Here is a 15,891-nt window from a genome sequence, read left to right on the forward strand (position 1 = left end):
GGGCCGGGCTCAGGCGCCGCCCTAGGGCTTGCGGCGGGTGATCTTGTTGCCGAGCCAGACCAGGGGGTCGTACTTACGGTCCACCGCCCGCTCCTTCAGCGGGATCAGCGCATTGTCGGTGATCTTGATCTGTTCGGGGCAGACCTCCGTGCAGCACTTGGTGATGTTGCAGTAGCCCAGCCCGTGCTCCTCCTGCGCCGTGCGCTTGCGGTCCAGGCCCGCCTCGGCCGCCGCGTCCAGGGGGTGCATGTCCAGTTCGGCGACGCGCATCAGGAAGCGCGGACCGGCGAAGGCGGTCTTGTTCTCCTCGTGGTCCCGGACCACATGGCACGTGTCCTGGCACAGGAAGCACTCGATGCACTTGCGGAACTCCTGCGGGCGCTCCACGTCCACCTGCTGCATGCGGTACTCGCCCGGCGCCACCCCCGGCGGCGGGACGAAGGAGGGCACCTTCCTGGCCTTCTCGTAATTGAAGGACACGTCCGTCACCAGGTCCCGGACGACCGGGAAGGCCCGCAGCGGGGTCACGGTGATGGTCTCGTCGCGCGAGAACACCGACATCCGCGTCATGCACATCAGCCGCGGCCTGCCATTGATCTCGGCACTGCACGAGCCGCACTTGCCCGCCTTGCAGTTCCAGCGGACCGCCAGGTCCGGGGCCTGGGTGGCCTGGAGCCGGTGGATGATGTCGAGGACGACCTCGCCCTCGTTCACCTCGACGGTGAAGTCCTTCAGGCTCCCGCCGTCCAGGTCGCCCCGCCACACCCGGAAGCTCGCGTCATAGCTGGTCACTCGTAGAGCTCCTCTTCGGCGAGGTACTTGACCAGCTCCTCCTTGTCGAACAGGGCGAGCAGGTCGGAACGGATGGGTTCGGTCGTCGTACGTTCGAGGGTGATCTGGCCCTCGTCGGAGTCCGGGTCGGCGAGGTGGCACAGCAGGTTCACCCGGCGCCACTCGCGCTCCATCTCCGGGCAGTCCTCCCGGGTGTGGCCGCCGCGGCTCTCCGTGCGTTCCAGCGCGGCGCGCGCCACGCACTCGCTGACCAGCAGCATGTTCCGCAGGTCCAGCGCCAGGTGCCAGCCGGGGTTGAACTGCCGGTGCCCCTCGACCCCCGCGCCCTGCGCCCGCAGCCGCAGCTCGGCCAGCGTCCGCAGGGCCCGGCGCATCTCCTCCTCGCGGCGGATGATGCCGACCAGGTCGTTCATCGTCTGCTGGAGCTCCTGGTGGAGGGTGTACGGGTTCTCCGGCCGCTCGCCCGCCCCGGTGGGACTGTCGCCGCTGAACGGCCGCAGTGCCTCCGCCGCCGCCGCGTGCACCTGGGCGTCGACCAGCACCGGCCGGGCGTCCAGCCCGCCCGCGTACCGGGCCGCGTGCAGCCCGGCCCTGCGGCCGAAGACCAGCAGGTCCGACAGGGAGTTCCCGCCCAGCCGGTTGGAGCCGTGCATACCGCCCGCGACCTCACCGGCCGCGAACAGCCCCGGCACACCGACCGCGGCGGCCGTGTCCGACTCGACGGCGACGCCACCCATCACGTAGTGACAGGTCGGGCCGACCTCCATCGCCTCGGCCGTGATGTCGACGTCCGCCAGCTCCTTGAACTGGTGGTACATCGACGGCAGCCGGCGCCGGATCGTCTCGGCCGGCATGCGGGTGGACACGTCCAGGAAGACCCCGCCGTGCGGCGACCCGCGCCCGGCCTTGACCTCGGAGTTGATCGCGCGGGCGACCTCGTCGCGCGGGAGCAGCTCGGGCGGGCGGCGGTTGTTGTCCGGGTCCTCGTACCAGCGGTCGCCCTCCTCCTCCGACTCGGCGTACTTCTCCTTGAAGACGTCGGGGATGTAGTCGAACATGAACCGCTTGCCCTCGGAGTTGCGCAGCACCCCTCCGTCGCCGCGCACGGACTCCGTGACCAGGATGCCCTTCACCGACGGGGGCCAGACCATCCCGGTCGGGTGGAACTGCACGAACTCCATGTTCACCAGCGGCGCGCCCGCCAGCAGGGCCAGGGCGTGGCCGTCGCCGGTGTACTCCCACGAGTTGGACGTCACCTTGAAGGACTTGCCGATCCCGCCGGTCGCGAGGACCACCGCCGGCGCCTCGAGCACGAAGAAGCGGCCGGACTCCCGCTCGTAGCAGAAGGTCCCGCAGACCCGGTCGCCGTCCTTGAGCACGCGGGTGACCGTGCACTCCTGGAAGACCTTCAGCCGGGCCTCGTAGTCCCCGAACTCGCGGAAGTCCTCCTGCTGGAGGGAGACGATCTTCTGCTGGAGCGTACGGATCAGTTCCAGGCCCGTCCGGTCGCCGACGTGGGCCAGACGCGGGTACTCGTGGCCGCCGAAGTTGCGCTGCGAGATGCGGCCGTCCTTCGTCCGGTCGAAGAGGGCGCCCCACGTCTCGAGCTCCCACACCCGCTCCGGTGCCTCGCGCGCGTGCAGCTCCGCCATCCGCCACTGGTTGAGGAACTTCCCGCCGCGCATGGTGTCGCGGAAATGGACCTGCCAGTTGTCACCGGCGTTGACGTTGCCCATGGAGGCGGCGATGCCGCCCTCGGCCATCACGGTGTGGGCCTTGCCGAACAGTGACTTGCAGATCACGGCCGTACGGGCGCCCTGTTCGCGCGCCTCGATGGCCGCCCGCAGCCCCGCCCCGCCGGCGCCGACCACGACGACGTCCCACTGTTGCCGTTCCGCTTGCGTCATCGGACACCTTCCCTTTTCAGAACAGCCTCGGATCCTCGAAGGCGCCGGTCGCGAGCAGGTACACATAGAAGTCGGCGAGCGCCACACTGATCAGCGACGCCCATGCCAGCAGCATGTGACGGGCGTTCAGCCTGCCGACCCAGCTCCACATCCGGTAGCGCACCGGGTGCTTGGAGAAGTGCTTCAGGCGGCCGCCGACGATGTGCCGGCAGGAGTGGCACGAGAGCGTGTACGCCCAGATCAGCACGATGTTGACGAGGAACACCAGTGTCCCGAGGCCCATGTGGCCCCACTCGTAGGACGCGTCGCGGAAGGTCAGCACGGTGTCGTAGGTGAGGATTCCGGCGACCGGCAGCGCGGCGTAGAAGAAGTACCGGTGGATGTTCTGGAGGACCAGCGGGAAGCGGGTCTCCCCGGTGTACTTCTTGTGCGGCTCGGCGACCGCGCAGGCCGGCGGCGACGCCCAGAAGCCCCGGTAGTAGGCCTTGCGGTAGTAGTAGCAGGTCAGCCGGAAGCCGAGCGGGAAGATCAGGATCAGCAGGGCGGGGGACAGGCCCCACCAGCTCCCGAAGATCTCCCAGTTGGGGCCGTCCTTCATGGGCGCGCAGTTCTCGGCGAGGCAGGGCGAGTAGAACGGCGACACGTAGGGCGCCGCGTAGTAGTCGCTGTTCGCGAAGGCGCGCCAGGTCGAGTAGACGATGAACGCGAGCAGTCCGGCGGCGGTGGCGGCGGGCGCCAGCCACCAGCGGTCGGTGCGCAGGTGGGGCGCCGTGATGGTGGCGCGGGTCGGGCTGTGCACGCCACCGGAACCGGGGCGGGCGGCGGTGGCGCTGTCGGGTGGTTGTTCGGTGCCTGTGGCCAACGGGGTCTCCTAGGGCGCGTGCCGGTCGTGGCGCGTGCCGGTCGGTGAGGGCGGGTGCCGGTCGGGTGCCGGCCGGTGGTGGCTCGCTGCAGGCCGCGCCGCCCGTGCCGCGGTCGCACGCGCGCGTGCGGGGCGGTACCGGTGCGCCCCGGCAAGGCGGCGCGCCCCGGCACGGTCGGTGCGCCCCGGCACGGTCGGTGCGCCCCGGCAAGGCGGCGCGGAGGGCGGCGGCTGGACGGCGCGGAAGGCGGCGGGCGCGGGTGCGCGGAGGCGGGCGCGGCCGGGCGGTGCCGGGCCGGAAGGCTCCGGGCGGGGCCGGCCGACGGGACGGGTGAGTCCGGCGCGGCGGGGGTCGGCCCGGCGCGGCGGGGTACGGTCCCGTCCGCGCGGCGACCATGCCGGGTCGCGGCGCGGTACGGGCCGTACGGCCCGCGTACGTCTCCGGTCCGGCGACACGGCACGGCGGTCGGGTGGGCGGACAGCGGGGCGCCCTTCGACGGACCGCCCCGCACCAAGAAACGCACCGCCCCGCGCCCGCCATGGGCATAAGCGCACCGGCGCGCCCCCGTACCGCACCGTCCACCGGCGCGCCGTCCCGTACCGCACCGCCCACGGCGCCGTACCCGTCAGGGGGCTCGGCGGTCCCGCGCGCCCAGGCCCTCGTCGTCCGAGTCCGTCCACAGGGAGCTGTCGTACGGCGTGTCCGGGATGGTCACCATGCCGTCGGGCCGGCCGACCGCCATGGGAACGGGTTTCCCCTCCCGCTGCTGCGTGAGGTTCCGTTCGAGCTGGATGACCGACCGGGCCAGTTCCTCAAGACGGCGCTTGACCTCTGTCAGATCTTCTTCGAGTGACATGAATTGCCCTCACTTCCGCAATAGCGGGTGGCAAACACGCGCCTGAGAGTGTCGCGCGTCACATCCCCCATTGTGAAGCCATGTGCGCCGATTCCACTCTCCCGTGGCTTGGGCCGCACGGGTGGTGTTTGCGCCCAGTGCCGCCGTGTCGCCGTCACAGGGGCCCGCCAATGCATTTCAGTGTATGGGCAATAGGTGTGATCATCTCCAAATTCAACAAAACAGATAAATTCCACAAAACAGGACGAAGAGGTACAAGACATGTCCCACGTCGGCGCCCCTCGGGGGAGGACATGCTCCCGGGGCCCCCGTTCGCGCACGCTCCGGTCCGCCGTCCTCCTCACCACCGGCGTACTCGCCGTCTCCGTACTGAGCGGATGCAGCTCCTCCGAGGAGGAGAGCGACGCCAAGGCCGTCCCGCAGGACATCGCCCCCGCCGGGCGCGACAAGGTCGCCGACGGCGGCACACTGCGCTGGGCGGTCGACACGATGCCGACCACGCTCAACGCCTTCCAGGCGGACGCCGACGCCACCACGGCCCGGGTCGCCCAGGCCGTCCTGCCCAGCCTCTTCACCCTCGACGAGCGCGGCCGGCCCCAGCGCAACCCCGACTACCTGGAATCCGCCGAGGTCGTCGAGCGCGAGCCCAAGCAGGTCGTCCTGTACAAGCTCAACCAGCAGGCGGTGTGGAGCGACGGCCGGGAGATCGGCGCGCCCGACTTCGTGGCCCAGTGGCAGGCCCTCAGCGGCAAGAACTCGGCGTACTGGACCGCCCGCAACGCGGGCTACGAGCGGATCGAGAAGATCGAGCGCGGCGCCGGCGACCTGGAGGTGCGGGTCACCTTCAACAAGCCGTACGCGGACTGGCGCGCCCTCTTCTCGCCGCTCTACCCCAAGGACGTCATGGGGACGCCCGCCGCCTTCAACGACGGCGCCCGCGCCAAGCTGGCGGTGACGGCCGGTCCCTTCCAGCTCAAGGGCGTCGACGCCCGCGGCGGTACGACCACGCTCGTGCGCAACCCGCGCTGGTGGGGCCAGCCCGCCAAGCTCGACGCGATCGTGCTGCGTGCCGTGCCGCGCTCCGGCCGCGCCACCGCCCTCGCCACGGGCGCGCTCGACCTGGCCGAGATCGACCGTGCCACGGCGGACCGGATCGCCCGCGCGGCCAAGGGCGCGGCCAAGGAGGCGCACGGTCCCGGCACGGGCACGGCCGCGCCGGCCCCCGGGGCGGCCGTGCCCGCACCCGGCTCCGACCCGGTGAAGGCGCGGCTCGAGCAGGCGGCGCGCCTGAAGAACCAGCAGGTGATCGCGGCGTACGCGGCCGAGCAGAAGGCGCTGCGCGGCTACGTGGTCCGCAAGTCGCTGGAGCCGGCGTACACGCAGCTCGCGCTCAACGGGGAGAACGGCCCGCTCTCCGACGACCGGGTGCGCCGGGCCGTGGCCCGCGCCCTGGACCGCCAGGAGCTCGCCGACGCGGTCCTCAAGCCGCTGGGGCTGCCCGCGCACCCGGTCGGCAGCCATCTCGCGCTGGTCGGGCAGCAGGCGTACGCCGACAGCAGCGGCGCCCTCGGAGGCCAGGACACCGAGGAGGCCCAGGAGCTGCTGGCCGACGCGGGCTGGACGCGGGGCGGGGCCCGCAAGCCCGCCGCCCCCAAGGACGGCGCGAAGGCGGGCGCCCAGGCCTCGCCGGGCACGGGCGGGAAGAACGGCGGCAAGGCGGACGTACCCTCCGACGAGGGCCTCTACATCGTCGGCGACGACAAGCCCGCCATCGGCAACGACGGTCCGGCGGGCACGCACGTGCTGGCCCCTGCCCCCGCCGCGGCCGCCCAGGTCGTCGCCCTGCACCGCCAGGCGGAGAGCCAGGCCCAGCAGGAACGTCACGCCGGGCGCCCCGCGGACCACCGGGCGCACCAGGGCGAGCGCCCCGCCGGCGCCCTCGACGAGGCCGGCACCGGCGCGGCGGAGCAGCCCAAGGCCCAGGGCGGCGGTGCCCCCGGCGCCTATGCCCCCCGGGGAACCGCCGTTCCCGCCCCGGCCGCCCCGGCCGCCCCGGCCGCGGCGGGCGAGGTGGCCGCCGGACCGCTCGGCAAGGACGGCGAGCCGCTCACGCTCCGCTTCGTCCTCCCGGCCGGCCAGGACTCGGAGCCGCTGAGGACCGTCGGCGACAAGATCTCCCGGATGCTCGGCCGCATCGGCATCGGCACCGAGATCGTCAAGGTCCCCGACGACAGCTACTTCAAGGACCACATCGCCTCCGGCGACTACGACCTGGCTCTGTACTCCTGGCCCGGCACGGCCTTCCCCGCCACCGACGGGCGGCCGATCTACGCCAAGCCGCAGCCCGCCGCCGACGGCTCGCTGCTGGTGGAGCAGAACTACACCCGGGTCGGCACGGACCACATCGACCAGCTCTTCGACCAGGCGGCCGCCGAGCTGGACGAGAAGGCGGCCCGTGACCTGCTGAAGCAGGCCGACGCCCGGATCTGGGCCGCGGCGGGCTCCATCCCCCTCTACCAGCGCCCGCAGCTCGTGGCGGCCAAGCCGCAGGTGCTGAACGCCGGGGCGTTCGGTTTCGCGAGCCCGCGCTACGAGAACATCGGTTTCGCGCGGAAGTAGGGGAGCGGGAGGGCGTCCGCCCGACAACCCGCCCAGGCAACCTCAGAAGTCGCTCAAGTCACTTGCCCGCCGGTGCCGCCGGCGGGCAAGCTCGCGAGCGGACCATGACCCGGGCCACCCCCACGCACCCCCAGTGCACCGCAGTACACGTACCTGTTCGAGCCTTTTCGATCTTCTCCGGATGGGCCGGGAAGCCTTGCGCGCGTCGGCCCCGTACCATGGACAGAGCCGTGGCGCGTCCGCCCGGCGGGCGTACGAGGAACAAAGAGACGCCGCACCCACGATCCGAGAGAAGCGCCAGCCACCCATGCCCACGCGCCACGACATCCGTAACGTAGCCATCGTCGCCCACGTCGACCACGGCAAGACGACCATCGTCGACGCCATGCTCAAGCAGGCTGGTGCCTTCGCCGCCCACCAGCTCGACTCCGTCGACGACCGCATGATGGACTCGAACGACCTGGAGCGTGAGAAGGGCATCACGATCCTCGCCAAGAACACGGCGGTGAAGTACCACCCCAAGGACGGCGGGGCGCCCATCACGATCAACATCATCGACACCCCCGGCCACGCCGACTTCGGCGGCGAGGTCGAGCGCGGTCTGTCGATGGTGGACGGCGTCGTGCTGCTCGTGGACGCCTCCGAGGGCCCGCTGCCGCAGACCCGCTTCGTGCTCCGCAAGGCGCTCCAGCGCCGGATGCCGGTCATCCTCTGCATCAACAAGACGGACCGCCCGGACTCCCGGATCGACGAGGTCGTCAACGAGACCTACGACCTGTTCCTGGACCTGGACGCGGACGAGGAGCAGATCGAGTTCCCGATCGTCTACGCCTGCGGCCGTGACGGCATCGCGTCGCTGACCAAGCCGGAGGACGGCACCGTCCCGGCCGACTCCACCAACCTGGAGCCGTTCTTCTCCACCATCCTGGAGCACATCCCGGCCCCGGTGTACGACGAGGAGGCCCCGCTCCAGGCCCACGTCACCAACCTGGACGCCGACAACTTCCTCGGCCGTATCGCGCTGCTCCGCGTCGAGCAGGGCGAGCTGCGCAAGGGCCAGACGGTCGCGTGGATCAAGCGCGACGGCACCATCTCCAACGTCCGCATCAGCGAGCTGATGATGACCGAGGCGCTCACCCGCAAGCCGGCCGAGGTGGCGGGCCCCGGTGACATCTGCGCCGTCGCCGGTATCCCGGACATCATGATCGGCGAGACGCTGGCCGACCCGGAGAACCCGATCGCGCTGCCGCTGATCACGGTCGACGAGCCGGCGATCTCGATGGTCATCGGTACGAACACCTCGCCGCTGGTCGGCCGTGGCGCCACCGGCAAGGGCGCGGACAACAAGGCGGCCGTCAAGGACCGCAAGGTCACCGCCCGCCAGGTGAAGGACCGCCTGGACCGCGAGCTGATCGGCAACGTCTCGCTGCGCGTCCTGGACACCGAGCGCCCCGACGCCTGGGAGGTGCAGGGCCGCGGTGAGCTGGCGCTGGCCATCCTGGTCGAGCAGATGCGCCGCGAGGGCTTCGAGCTGACCATCGGCAAGCCGCAGGTGGTCACCAAGGAGGTCGACGGCAAGGTCCACGAGCCGGTCGAGCGCATGACCATCGACGTGCCCGAGGAGCACATGGGCGCCGTCACGCAGCTCATGGGCGTCCGCAAGGGCCGCATGGACAACATGTCGAACCACGGCTCCGGCTGGGTGCGCATGGAGTTCGTCGTGCCGTCCCGCGGCCTCATCGGCTTCCGTACGGAGTTCCTGACGCAGACGCGCGGCACGGGCATCGCCCACTCCATCCACGAGGGCCACGAGCCCTGGTTCGGCCCGCTGCAGACCCGTAACAACGGCTCGCTGGTGGCCGACCGTTCCGGCGCGGTCACCGCCTTCGCGATGACGAACCTCCAGGAGCGCGGCGTCCTCTTCGTGGAGCCCGGCACCGAGGTGTACGAGGGCATGATCGTCGGTGAGAACTCCCGCTCCGACGACATGGACGTCAACATCACCAAGGAGAAGAAGCTCACGAACATGCGGTCGTCCTCGGCCGACTCGTTCGAGGCGATCGTCCCGCCGCGCAAGCTCTCGCTGGAGCAGTCGCTGGAGTTCTGCCGCGACGACGAGTGCGTCGAGGTCACCCCGGAGGCCGTGCGCATCCGCAAGGTGAACCTGGACCAGCGCGAGCGCGCCCGCGCCGCCTCCCGCGCCAAGAACGGCTGATCCGGCGCGGCGGCCGGCTCCCGGCCGCCACCGGCTCCCGGCCGCCACCGGGCGGGCGCCGGCTCCCCGTGGGCCGCTCCGGCCGCCACCAGGGCCGTCGGCGCCCCGCGCGGAGCCACCCTTCCCGGTGTGCGGCTCCGTGCGGCCGCCGCGGCCGTCGCCATGGGCGTCGAACTCCCCGTCCGGGGGAGGGGTCAATCCCCTCCCTTGGACGGGGAGTTTTTTCTTGGTTCCGGTGGGGCAGGCATGCCGCGCCGGAAGGCCTTGCCGGGGTGCCGTCCGGGCCCCCGCACCGGTCGGCGGACGGGGGTGCACGCTGACCGCGCGTCAAAGCGTTTTCGCCGGCGAAGCGTCCGCATATCGACCGTCGCTCTCCGGAACATGTGTTAACGGTCCGTTTCGCACGTGTCTGTCTGTGCTCGCTTTGTCCGGATTTCGGTCTTCGGGGCCTTGGTGATGTTGCCAAAACGAGACCCTTTAAGTGTGGTTTACGGCCCGGACGTACTTAATAGTTGGCTCCATTGAGCTCGGGTCAATGGGTCACGCGCTGTGGGGAGCGCCGACTCACGAGCACACTCGGGGCACTTGAGTCATCGCCGTCAGGGGTGTCGGCGTGCAACCTCGAAGTGCCCCTCTTGTAGTGACAAGTGGACTCATGAGGAGGAACCCATGCGCGGTGCCAAGAGCGCCAAGTGGGTCGCGGGCGCGATAGTCGTCGCCCTGGCAGCCACGGCCTGTGGCGGTGGCGGTAGCGACAGCAAGGCCAACGGTGCCAAGCAGATCGTGATGGAGCTCGGCGAGCCCCAGAACGGTCTGATTCCGTCGAACACGTACGAGTCCGAGGGCTCCGAGGTCATGAACGCCCTGTTCACGGGCCTCGTGCGGTACGACGAGAAGAACGAGACCCAGCTCGACATGGCGGCGTCGATCGAGACCAAGGACAGCAAGGTCTGGACGATCAAGCTCAAGGACGGCTACACCTTCCACAACGGTGAGCCTGTCACCGCGCAGTCCTTCGCGGACGCCTGGAACTACGGCGCCAACCAGGACAACACGCAGGAGACGAACCCGCTCTACAACAAGATCGACGGGTACGCCGACCTGAACCCGGGCGAGGGCAAGAAGCCCGCGACCGACAAGATGAAGGGCCTGAAGGTCGTCGACGAGAAGACCCTCGAGGTCACGCTCACGGCGCCGTTCTCCGCCTTCAAGACCATGCTGGGCTTCAACGCCTTCTACCCGCTGCCGAAGGCCTTCTTCAAGGACCCGAAGGGCTTCGAGACCGCGCCCATCGGCAACGGCGCGTTCAAGATGGACGGCAAGTTCGTCCGCAACCAGCAGATCAAGACGGTCAAGTACGACAAGCACCCCGACGCCGCCGAGATCAAGATCCCGGGCGTCACCTTCAAGATCTACAACAACCAGGACACGGCCTACCGTGACCTGCTCGGCGGCCGCGTCGACATCATGGACACCGTTCCGCTGTCCGCGATGACCACCGCCGCCAAGGACCTCGGCGACCGCTACATCCAGGGCACCGACTCCGGCGTCGGCTACATCGGCTTCCCGATCAAGTACAACAAGGCCTACGCGAAGCCGGAGCTCCGCAAGGCGATCTCCCAGGCGATCGACCGGAAGGCGATCACCGAGAAGATCTTCGTCAACACCCGTACGCCGGCGGACGACTTCATCAACCCGCTGGTCCCGGGCTACCGCAGCGGTGCCTGTGGCGCGCCCTGCACCTTCGACCCGGCCGCGGCCAAGAAGGCCTTCGACGCCGCGGGCGGTCTGCCAGGCAACAAGATGGAGCTCGGCTACAACGCCGACGGCGGCCACAAGGACTGGATCGAGGCCGTCGCGGCCCAGCTCGAGAAGAACCTCGGCGTCGACGTCACCGTCAAGCCGTTCGAGCAGTTCCAGACCATCCTGAACGACCTCGGCGACAAGAAGTACAGCGGCGCGTTCCGCCTGGCGTGGTCCATGGACTACCCGCACCCGGAGAACTACCTGCGCCCGGTCTTCTCCGAGGACGCCATCGAGCACGGCTCGAACTACTCCGGCTACGTCAACCCGCAGGTCGAGAAGTTCCTCGACCAGGGCGACACGGCCACCACCGAGGACGCCGCGATCAAGGCGTACCAGCAGGCTGACGACCTCATCCTGAAGGACATGCCGTACATCCCGGTGTACTTCTACAAGCTGAACGCCGGCCTCAGCAAGAACGTCAAGCCGGGCGTGCGGATCGACAACATGACCCAGATCGACTGGACCACGGTGAACCCCGCCTGACGGTTCGAAGGATCTCGGTAAGGAGATCCTGACAGCAGTGGGGGTGACGGGGTGTACCCCGTCACCCCCCTTCTGCCGTCCCGTTGTCGTTACCCCTCACCCGGTCCGGGGCCCTTCGCTGTGCCCTCCCCGGTATCCGTACAACTGGAGACCTGATGGGTCGTTATGTGATCAGGCGTCTTCTGCAGGCGATACCCGTACTGCTCGGCGCGACAATTCTTATCTACTGCCTCGTCTTCCTGCTGCCCGGCGACCCCATCCAGGCGCTGGCCGGCGAGAAGAAGGCAGACCCGAACATCACTGCCATCCTGCGGGAGCAGTACCACCTCAATGACCCGCTCTACCAGCGGTACTGGTACTACATCTCCGGCGTGCTGACGGGCGATTTCGGCACCGACTTCACCGGCCGGCCGGTGGCCGAGATCATGAGCGAGACGTTCCCCGTCACGCTCAACCTGGCGGCCATCGCGTTCGCCGTCGAGGCGGTCATCGGTATCGTCGCGGGCGTCTTCGCGGCGCTGGGCCGCGGCAAGTTCCTCGACAACGTCGTGCTGCTGTCGACCCTTCTCCTGGTCTCCGTCCCGGTCTTCGTACTGGGCAACGTGCTCCAGCTCGTGCTCGGCGTCAAATGGGCCATCGCGCCCATCAGTTACGACTCCGAGGACATGACCACCCTCATCCTGCCCGCCGTGGTGCTCGCCTCCGCGTCGCTCGCGTACATCACCCGTCTGACGCGCACCTCCATGATGGAGACCATGCGCGCGGACTACGTGCGCACCGCCACCGCCAAGGGTCTGAGCCGGTCCCGGGTCATCGTGCGGCACGCCCTGCGCAACGCCATGATCCCGATCGTCACCTTCCTCGGTGTCGACCTCGGCGCCCTGATGGGCGGAGCGATCATCACCGAGCGCATCTTCAACATCCCCGGCATCGGCGGCACGCTCTACCAGGCCGTGTACCTGCGCCAGGGGACGACCGTCGTCAGCATCGTCACCGTGCTCGTCCTCGTCTACATCGCCGCCAACCTGATCGTGGACCTGCTCTACGCCGTGCTCGACCCGAGGATCCGCTATGCCTGAGAACACCTCCGCCACCGTCGAGGAGAGCGCGGTCCCCGTCGCGACCGCGCCCGGCAGCGCCGTCAAGGGCACGAAGAAGGACAAGCCCGAGCGGGTCGCCAGCATGTGGAGCGACGCCCGTCGCGACCTGATGCACAACTGGGTCTTCCTGGTCTCCGCCGTACTGATCCTGGCCCTGCTGGTCATCGCCGCGTTCCCGGGCCTGTTCACCAGCGGGGACCCGTACGCGAAGGGCTTCTGCGACCTGTCGAACTCGGTCGTCCCGCCGAGCGGCGCGCACTGGTTCGGCTTCGACGTCCAGGGCTGCGACATCTACACGCGGACGATCTACGGCACCCGCAACTCGATCATCGTGGGTGTGCTGACCTCCGTGCTGACCACGCTGGTCGGCTGCGTCCTCGGCATGGTCGCCGGTCTGCGCGGCGGCTGGCTGGACGTCCTCGTCTCCCGCTTCACCGAGATCTGGTTCGCCATCCCGACGATGCTCGGCGGTCTGCTCGTGCTGGCCATGCTCGGCACCGGCAACGTCGTCACCGTCTCCCTGATCATGGCGGTGCTCGGCTGGCCGCAGCTCTTCCGCATCATGCGCGGTTCGGTGATCACCAACAAGCAGAACGACTACGTCATGGCGGCCCGTGCGCTCGGTGCCGGCGGCTGGCGCATCGCGATGCGGCACATCCTGCCGAACGCGCTCGCTCCGGTGATCGTGGTCAGCACCATCAACCTCGGCGTCTACATCTCGGCCGAGGCGGCGTTCTCGTACCTCGGCATCGGCGTCCAGTCCCCGAACATCTCCTGGGGCCTGATGATCAGTGACGGCCAGGACCGCTTCCTGAGCGCCCCGCACATGGTGCTCTTCCCGTCGCTGTTCCTGAGCGTCACGGTCCTGGCGTTCATCATGCTCGGCGAAGCAGTGCGCGACGCCCTCGACCCCAAGCTGCGCTAGGAGGGCGTACGTTGACCACCATCGACAAGAAGACGAGCGCGACCGGCGCTCCGCTCCTCGAAGTGCGCGACCTGCACGTCGAGTTCCACACCCGGGACGGCGTCGCCAAGGCCATCAACGGCGTCAGCTACAGCGTCGACGCCGGCGAGACCCTCGCCGTCCTCGGCGAGTCGGGCTCCGGCAAGTCGGTGACCGCCCAGGCGATCATGGGCATCCTCGACATGCCGCCCGGCCGCATCCCCAAGGGCGAGATCCTGTTCCACGGCGAGGACATGCTGAAGATGTCCGCCGAGGAGCGCCGCAAGATCCGTGGCCGCCGCATCGCGATGATCTTCCAGGACGCGCTCTCCGCCCTGAACCCGGTGCTGTCCGTCGGCTACCAGCTCGGCGAGATGTACCGCGTCCACCTGGGCATGTCCCGCAAGGACGCCAAGGCCAAGGCCATCGAGCTGATGGACCGGGTGAAGATCCCGGCCGCCGCGGCGCGGGTGAACGACTACCCGCACCAGTTCTCCGGCGGTATGCGCCAGCGCATCATGATCGCCATGGCGATGGCGCTGGAGCCGGACCTGATCATCGCGGACGAGCCGACCACCGCGCTCGACGTGACCGTCCAGGCCCAGGTGATGGACCTGCTCGCGGAGCTCCAGCGCGAGGAGAACATGGGCCTGATCCTCATCACCCACGACCTCGGCGTCGTCGCCGACGTCGCCGACAAGATCGCGGTGATGTACGCGGGCCGGATCGTCGAGCAGTCGCCGATCCACGACCTGTACAAGCGCCCCGCGCACCCCTACACGCGTGGCCTGCTCGACTCCATCCCGCGCCTGGACCAGAAGGGCCAGGAGCTGTACGCGATCAAGGGCCTGCCGCCCAACCTGATGAAGATCCCCACGGGCTGCGCCTTCAACCCGCGCTGCCCCAAGGCGGACGACATCTGCCGTACGGAGATCCCGGCCCTGGTGCCGGTGACGGAGCAGGACGGCGGCGAGCTGCCGGGCCGTGGCAGCGCGTGCCACTTCTGGAAGGAGACGATCCATGGCTGAGCTCAGGAAAGAGGACGAGGCCGTGGACGCGACCCCGAACGTCACCGAGGTCGAGACGGTCGACGTGGCGAGCGAGACCGCCGCGGTCGCCGCGATCGAGGCCCCGGTGGAGCGCGGTGAGCCGATCCTCCAGGTGCGGGGCCTGGTCAAGCACTTCCCGCTGACCCAGGGCATCCTGTTCAAGAAGCAGGTCGGCGCGGTCAAGGCCGTGGACGGGGTCTCCTTCGACCTCTACCAGGGCGAGACGCTCGGCATCGTCGGCGAGTCCGGCTGCGGCAAGTCCACGGTCGCCAAGCTGCTGATGATGCTGGAGACGGCGACCGCGGGCGAGATCTTCTACAAGGGCCAGGACATCACCAAGCTGTCCGGGCGTGCGCTGAAGGCGGTGCGCCGGAACATCCAGATGGTGTTCCAGGACCCGTACACCTCGCTCAACCCCCGCATGACGGTGGGCGACATCATCGGTGAGCCCTTCGAGATCCACCCCGAGGTGGCCCCCAAGGGCGACCGGCGCCGCAAGGTGCAGGAGCTGCTCGATGTCGTCGGTCTGAACCCCGAGTACATCAACCGCTATCCGCACCAGTTCTCCGGCGGCCAGCGCCAGCGCATCGGCATCGCCCGCGGCCTGGCGCTCAACCCCGAGATCATCATCTGCGACGAGCCGGTGTCGGCGCTGGACGTCTCCGTCCAGGCGCAGGTCGTCAACCTGATGGAGAAGCTCCAGGACGAGTTCAACCTCTCCTACCTCTTCATCGCGCACGACCTGTCCATCGTCCGGCACATCTCCGACCGCGTCGGCGTGATGTACCTCGGGAAGATGGCCGAGATCGGTACGGACGTACAGATCTACGACCACCCGACGCACCCCTACACGCAGGCGCTGCTGTCGGCCGTCCCGGTGCCCGACCCGGAGGCCCGCGAGGGCCGCGAGCGGATCATCCTCACCGGTGACGTCCCGTCGCCGGCGAACCCGCCGTCCGGCTGCCGCTTCCGCACCCGGTGCTGGAAGGCGGAGGACAAGTGCGCCACCGAGGTGCCGCTGCTGGCGGTCCCGGAGCGTTTCCAGGGCTCCGACACCCCGGCGGCTCACGAGTCGGCGTGCCACTTCGCCGAGGAGAAGGACGTCGTCCACGCGGCGTAGGGCGAGACCGTACGCGTACGAAGGTGCCCCGGCCCCCCGGCCGGGGCACCTTCGCGTCTCCGGGTGCCGGACCCACCCGCGGGTTCCCGGTCGCGCAAGCGGGTGGTGCCGTGCCCGGACGGGCGGGTACAGCGTGCG

Annotated in this window: 11 protein-coding genes; 7 read left to right on the forward strand and 4 right to left on the reverse strand. The window is 69.5% G+C overall.

Features of this window, described 5'->3' with window-relative positions; all coding sequences use genetic code 11:
- Positions 1 to 21: 21 nt before the first annotated feature.
- The 4 genes from E2B92_RS20580 to E2B92_RS20595 form a co-directional block, all read right to left on the reverse strand.
- Entirely contained in the window at positions 22 to 792 is a 771-nt protein-coding gene (locus E2B92_RS20580) for a succinate dehydrogenase/fumarate reductase iron-sulfur subunit (protein WP_126886130.1), read from the reverse strand.
- Positions 789 to 2,699: a fumarate reductase/succinate dehydrogenase flavoprotein subunit gene (locus E2B92_RS20585; RefSeq protein ID WP_126886129.1), complete on the reverse strand. Its 1,911-nt coding sequence runs from the start codon at positions 2,697 to 2,699 to the stop codon at positions 789 to 791. The genes E2B92_RS20580 and E2B92_RS20585 overlap by 4 nt, the downstream gene beginning before the upstream one ends.
- Positions 2,700 to 2,715: 16 nt before the next feature.
- On the reverse strand, positions 2,716 to 3,561 hold the full coding sequence (locus E2B92_RS20590; RefSeq protein WP_126886127.1) for a hypothetical protein: 846 nt from the start codon (positions 3,559 to 3,561) through the stop codon (positions 2,716 to 2,718).
- A gap of 626 nt (positions 3,562 to 4,187) precedes the next feature.
- Positions 4,188 to 4,418, reverse strand: a complete 231-nt coding sequence (locus E2B92_RS20595; protein WP_126886126.1) for a hypothetical protein — start codon at positions 4,416 to 4,418, stop codon at positions 4,188 to 4,190.
- Between the two features lie 261 nt (positions 4,419 to 4,679).
- Here E2B92_RS20595 and E2B92_RS20600 point away from each other — a divergent pair, with 261 nt between their 5' ends.
- The 7 genes from E2B92_RS20600 to E2B92_RS20630 all read left to right on the forward strand — a co-directional run bounded on the left by E2B92_RS20600 (position 4,680) and on the right by E2B92_RS20630 (position 15,753).
- Positions 4,680 to 7,037 (forward strand): ABC transporter family substrate-binding protein, encoded by a 2,358-nt coding sequence (locus tag E2B92_RS20600; protein ID WP_126886124.1) that lies wholly within the window; start codon positions 4,680 to 4,682, stop codon positions 7,035 to 7,037.
- 307 nt (positions 7,038 to 7,344) lie between these two features.
- On the forward strand, positions 7,345 to 9,252 hold the full coding sequence (gene typA, locus E2B92_RS20605) for a translational GTPase TypA (RefSeq protein ID WP_126886122.1): 1,908 nt from the start codon (positions 7,345 to 7,347) through the stop codon (positions 9,250 to 9,252).
- A 669-nt stretch (positions 9,253 to 9,921) separates the two neighbouring features.
- Positions 9,922 to 11,541, forward strand: coding sequence for a peptide ABC transporter substrate-binding protein (locus E2B92_RS20610; protein ID WP_126886120.1), 1,620 nt, complete (start codon positions 9,922 to 9,924; stop codon positions 11,539 to 11,541).
- A gap of 155 nt (positions 11,542 to 11,696) precedes the next feature.
- On the forward strand, positions 11,697 to 12,620 hold the full coding sequence (locus tag E2B92_RS20615; RefSeq protein WP_126886118.1) for an ABC transporter permease: 924 nt from the start codon (positions 11,697 to 11,699) through the stop codon (positions 12,618 to 12,620).
- A complete protein-coding gene (locus tag E2B92_RS20620; RefSeq protein ID WP_126886116.1) occupies positions 12,613 to 13,566 on the forward strand; it encodes an ABC transporter permease in 954 nt (317 codons plus the stop codon). The genes E2B92_RS20615 and E2B92_RS20620 overlap by 8 nt, the downstream gene beginning before the upstream one ends.
- An 11-nt stretch (positions 13,567 to 13,577) precedes the next feature.
- Positions 13,578 to 14,612 (forward strand): ABC transporter ATP-binding protein, encoded by a 1,035-nt coding sequence (locus tag E2B92_RS20625; protein ID WP_126886114.1) that lies wholly within the window; start codon positions 13,578 to 13,580, stop codon positions 14,610 to 14,612.
- A complete protein-coding gene (locus E2B92_RS20630) occupies positions 14,605 to 15,753 on the forward strand; it encodes an ABC transporter ATP-binding protein (protein ID WP_126886113.1) in 1,149 nt (382 codons plus the stop codon). The genes E2B92_RS20625 and E2B92_RS20630 overlap by 8 nt, the downstream gene beginning before the upstream one ends.
- Positions 15,754 to 15,891 lie beyond the last annotated feature (138 nt).

Source organism: Streptomyces sp. WAC05374 (genome assembly GCF_004353505.1).
In the GTDB taxonomy this organism is placed as follows: domain Bacteria; phylum Actinomycetota; class Actinomycetes; order Streptomycetales; family Streptomycetaceae; genus Streptomyces.

What these genes read in the sequence shown, in the direction of transcription:
- E2B92_RS20585 (WP_126886129.1), bottom strand. Translation starts at nt 2,699, where the DNA reads ATGACGCAAGCGGAACGGCAACAGTGGGACGTCGTCGTGGTCGGCGCC.
- E2B92_RS20595 (WP_126886126.1), bottom strand. Translation starts at nt 4,418, where the DNA reads ATGTCACTCGAAGAAGATCTGACAGAGGTCAAGCGCCGTCTTGAGGAA.
- E2B92_RS20600 (WP_126886124.1), top strand. Translation starts at nt 4,680, where the DNA reads ATGTCCCACGTCGGCGCCCCTCGGGGGAGGACATGCTCCCGGGGCCCC.
- typA (WP_126886122.1), top strand. Translation starts at nt 7,345, where the DNA reads ATGCCCACGCGCCACGACATCCGTAACGTAGCCATCGTCGCCCACGTC.
- E2B92_RS20610 (WP_126886120.1), top strand. Translation starts at nt 9,922, where the DNA reads ATGCGCGGTGCCAAGAGCGCCAAGTGGGTCGCGGGCGCGATAGTCGTC.
- E2B92_RS20615 (WP_126886118.1), top strand. Translation starts at nt 11,697, where the DNA reads ATGGGTCGTTATGTGATCAGGCGTCTTCTGCAGGCGATACCCGTACTG.
- E2B92_RS20620 (WP_126886116.1), top strand. Translation starts at nt 12,613, where the DNA reads ATGCCTGAGAACACCTCCGCCACCGTCGAGGAGAGCGCGGTCCCCGTC.
- E2B92_RS20630 (WP_126886113.1), top strand. Translation starts at nt 14,605, where the DNA reads ATGGCTGAGCTCAGGAAAGAGGACGAGGCCGTGGACGCGACCCCGAAC.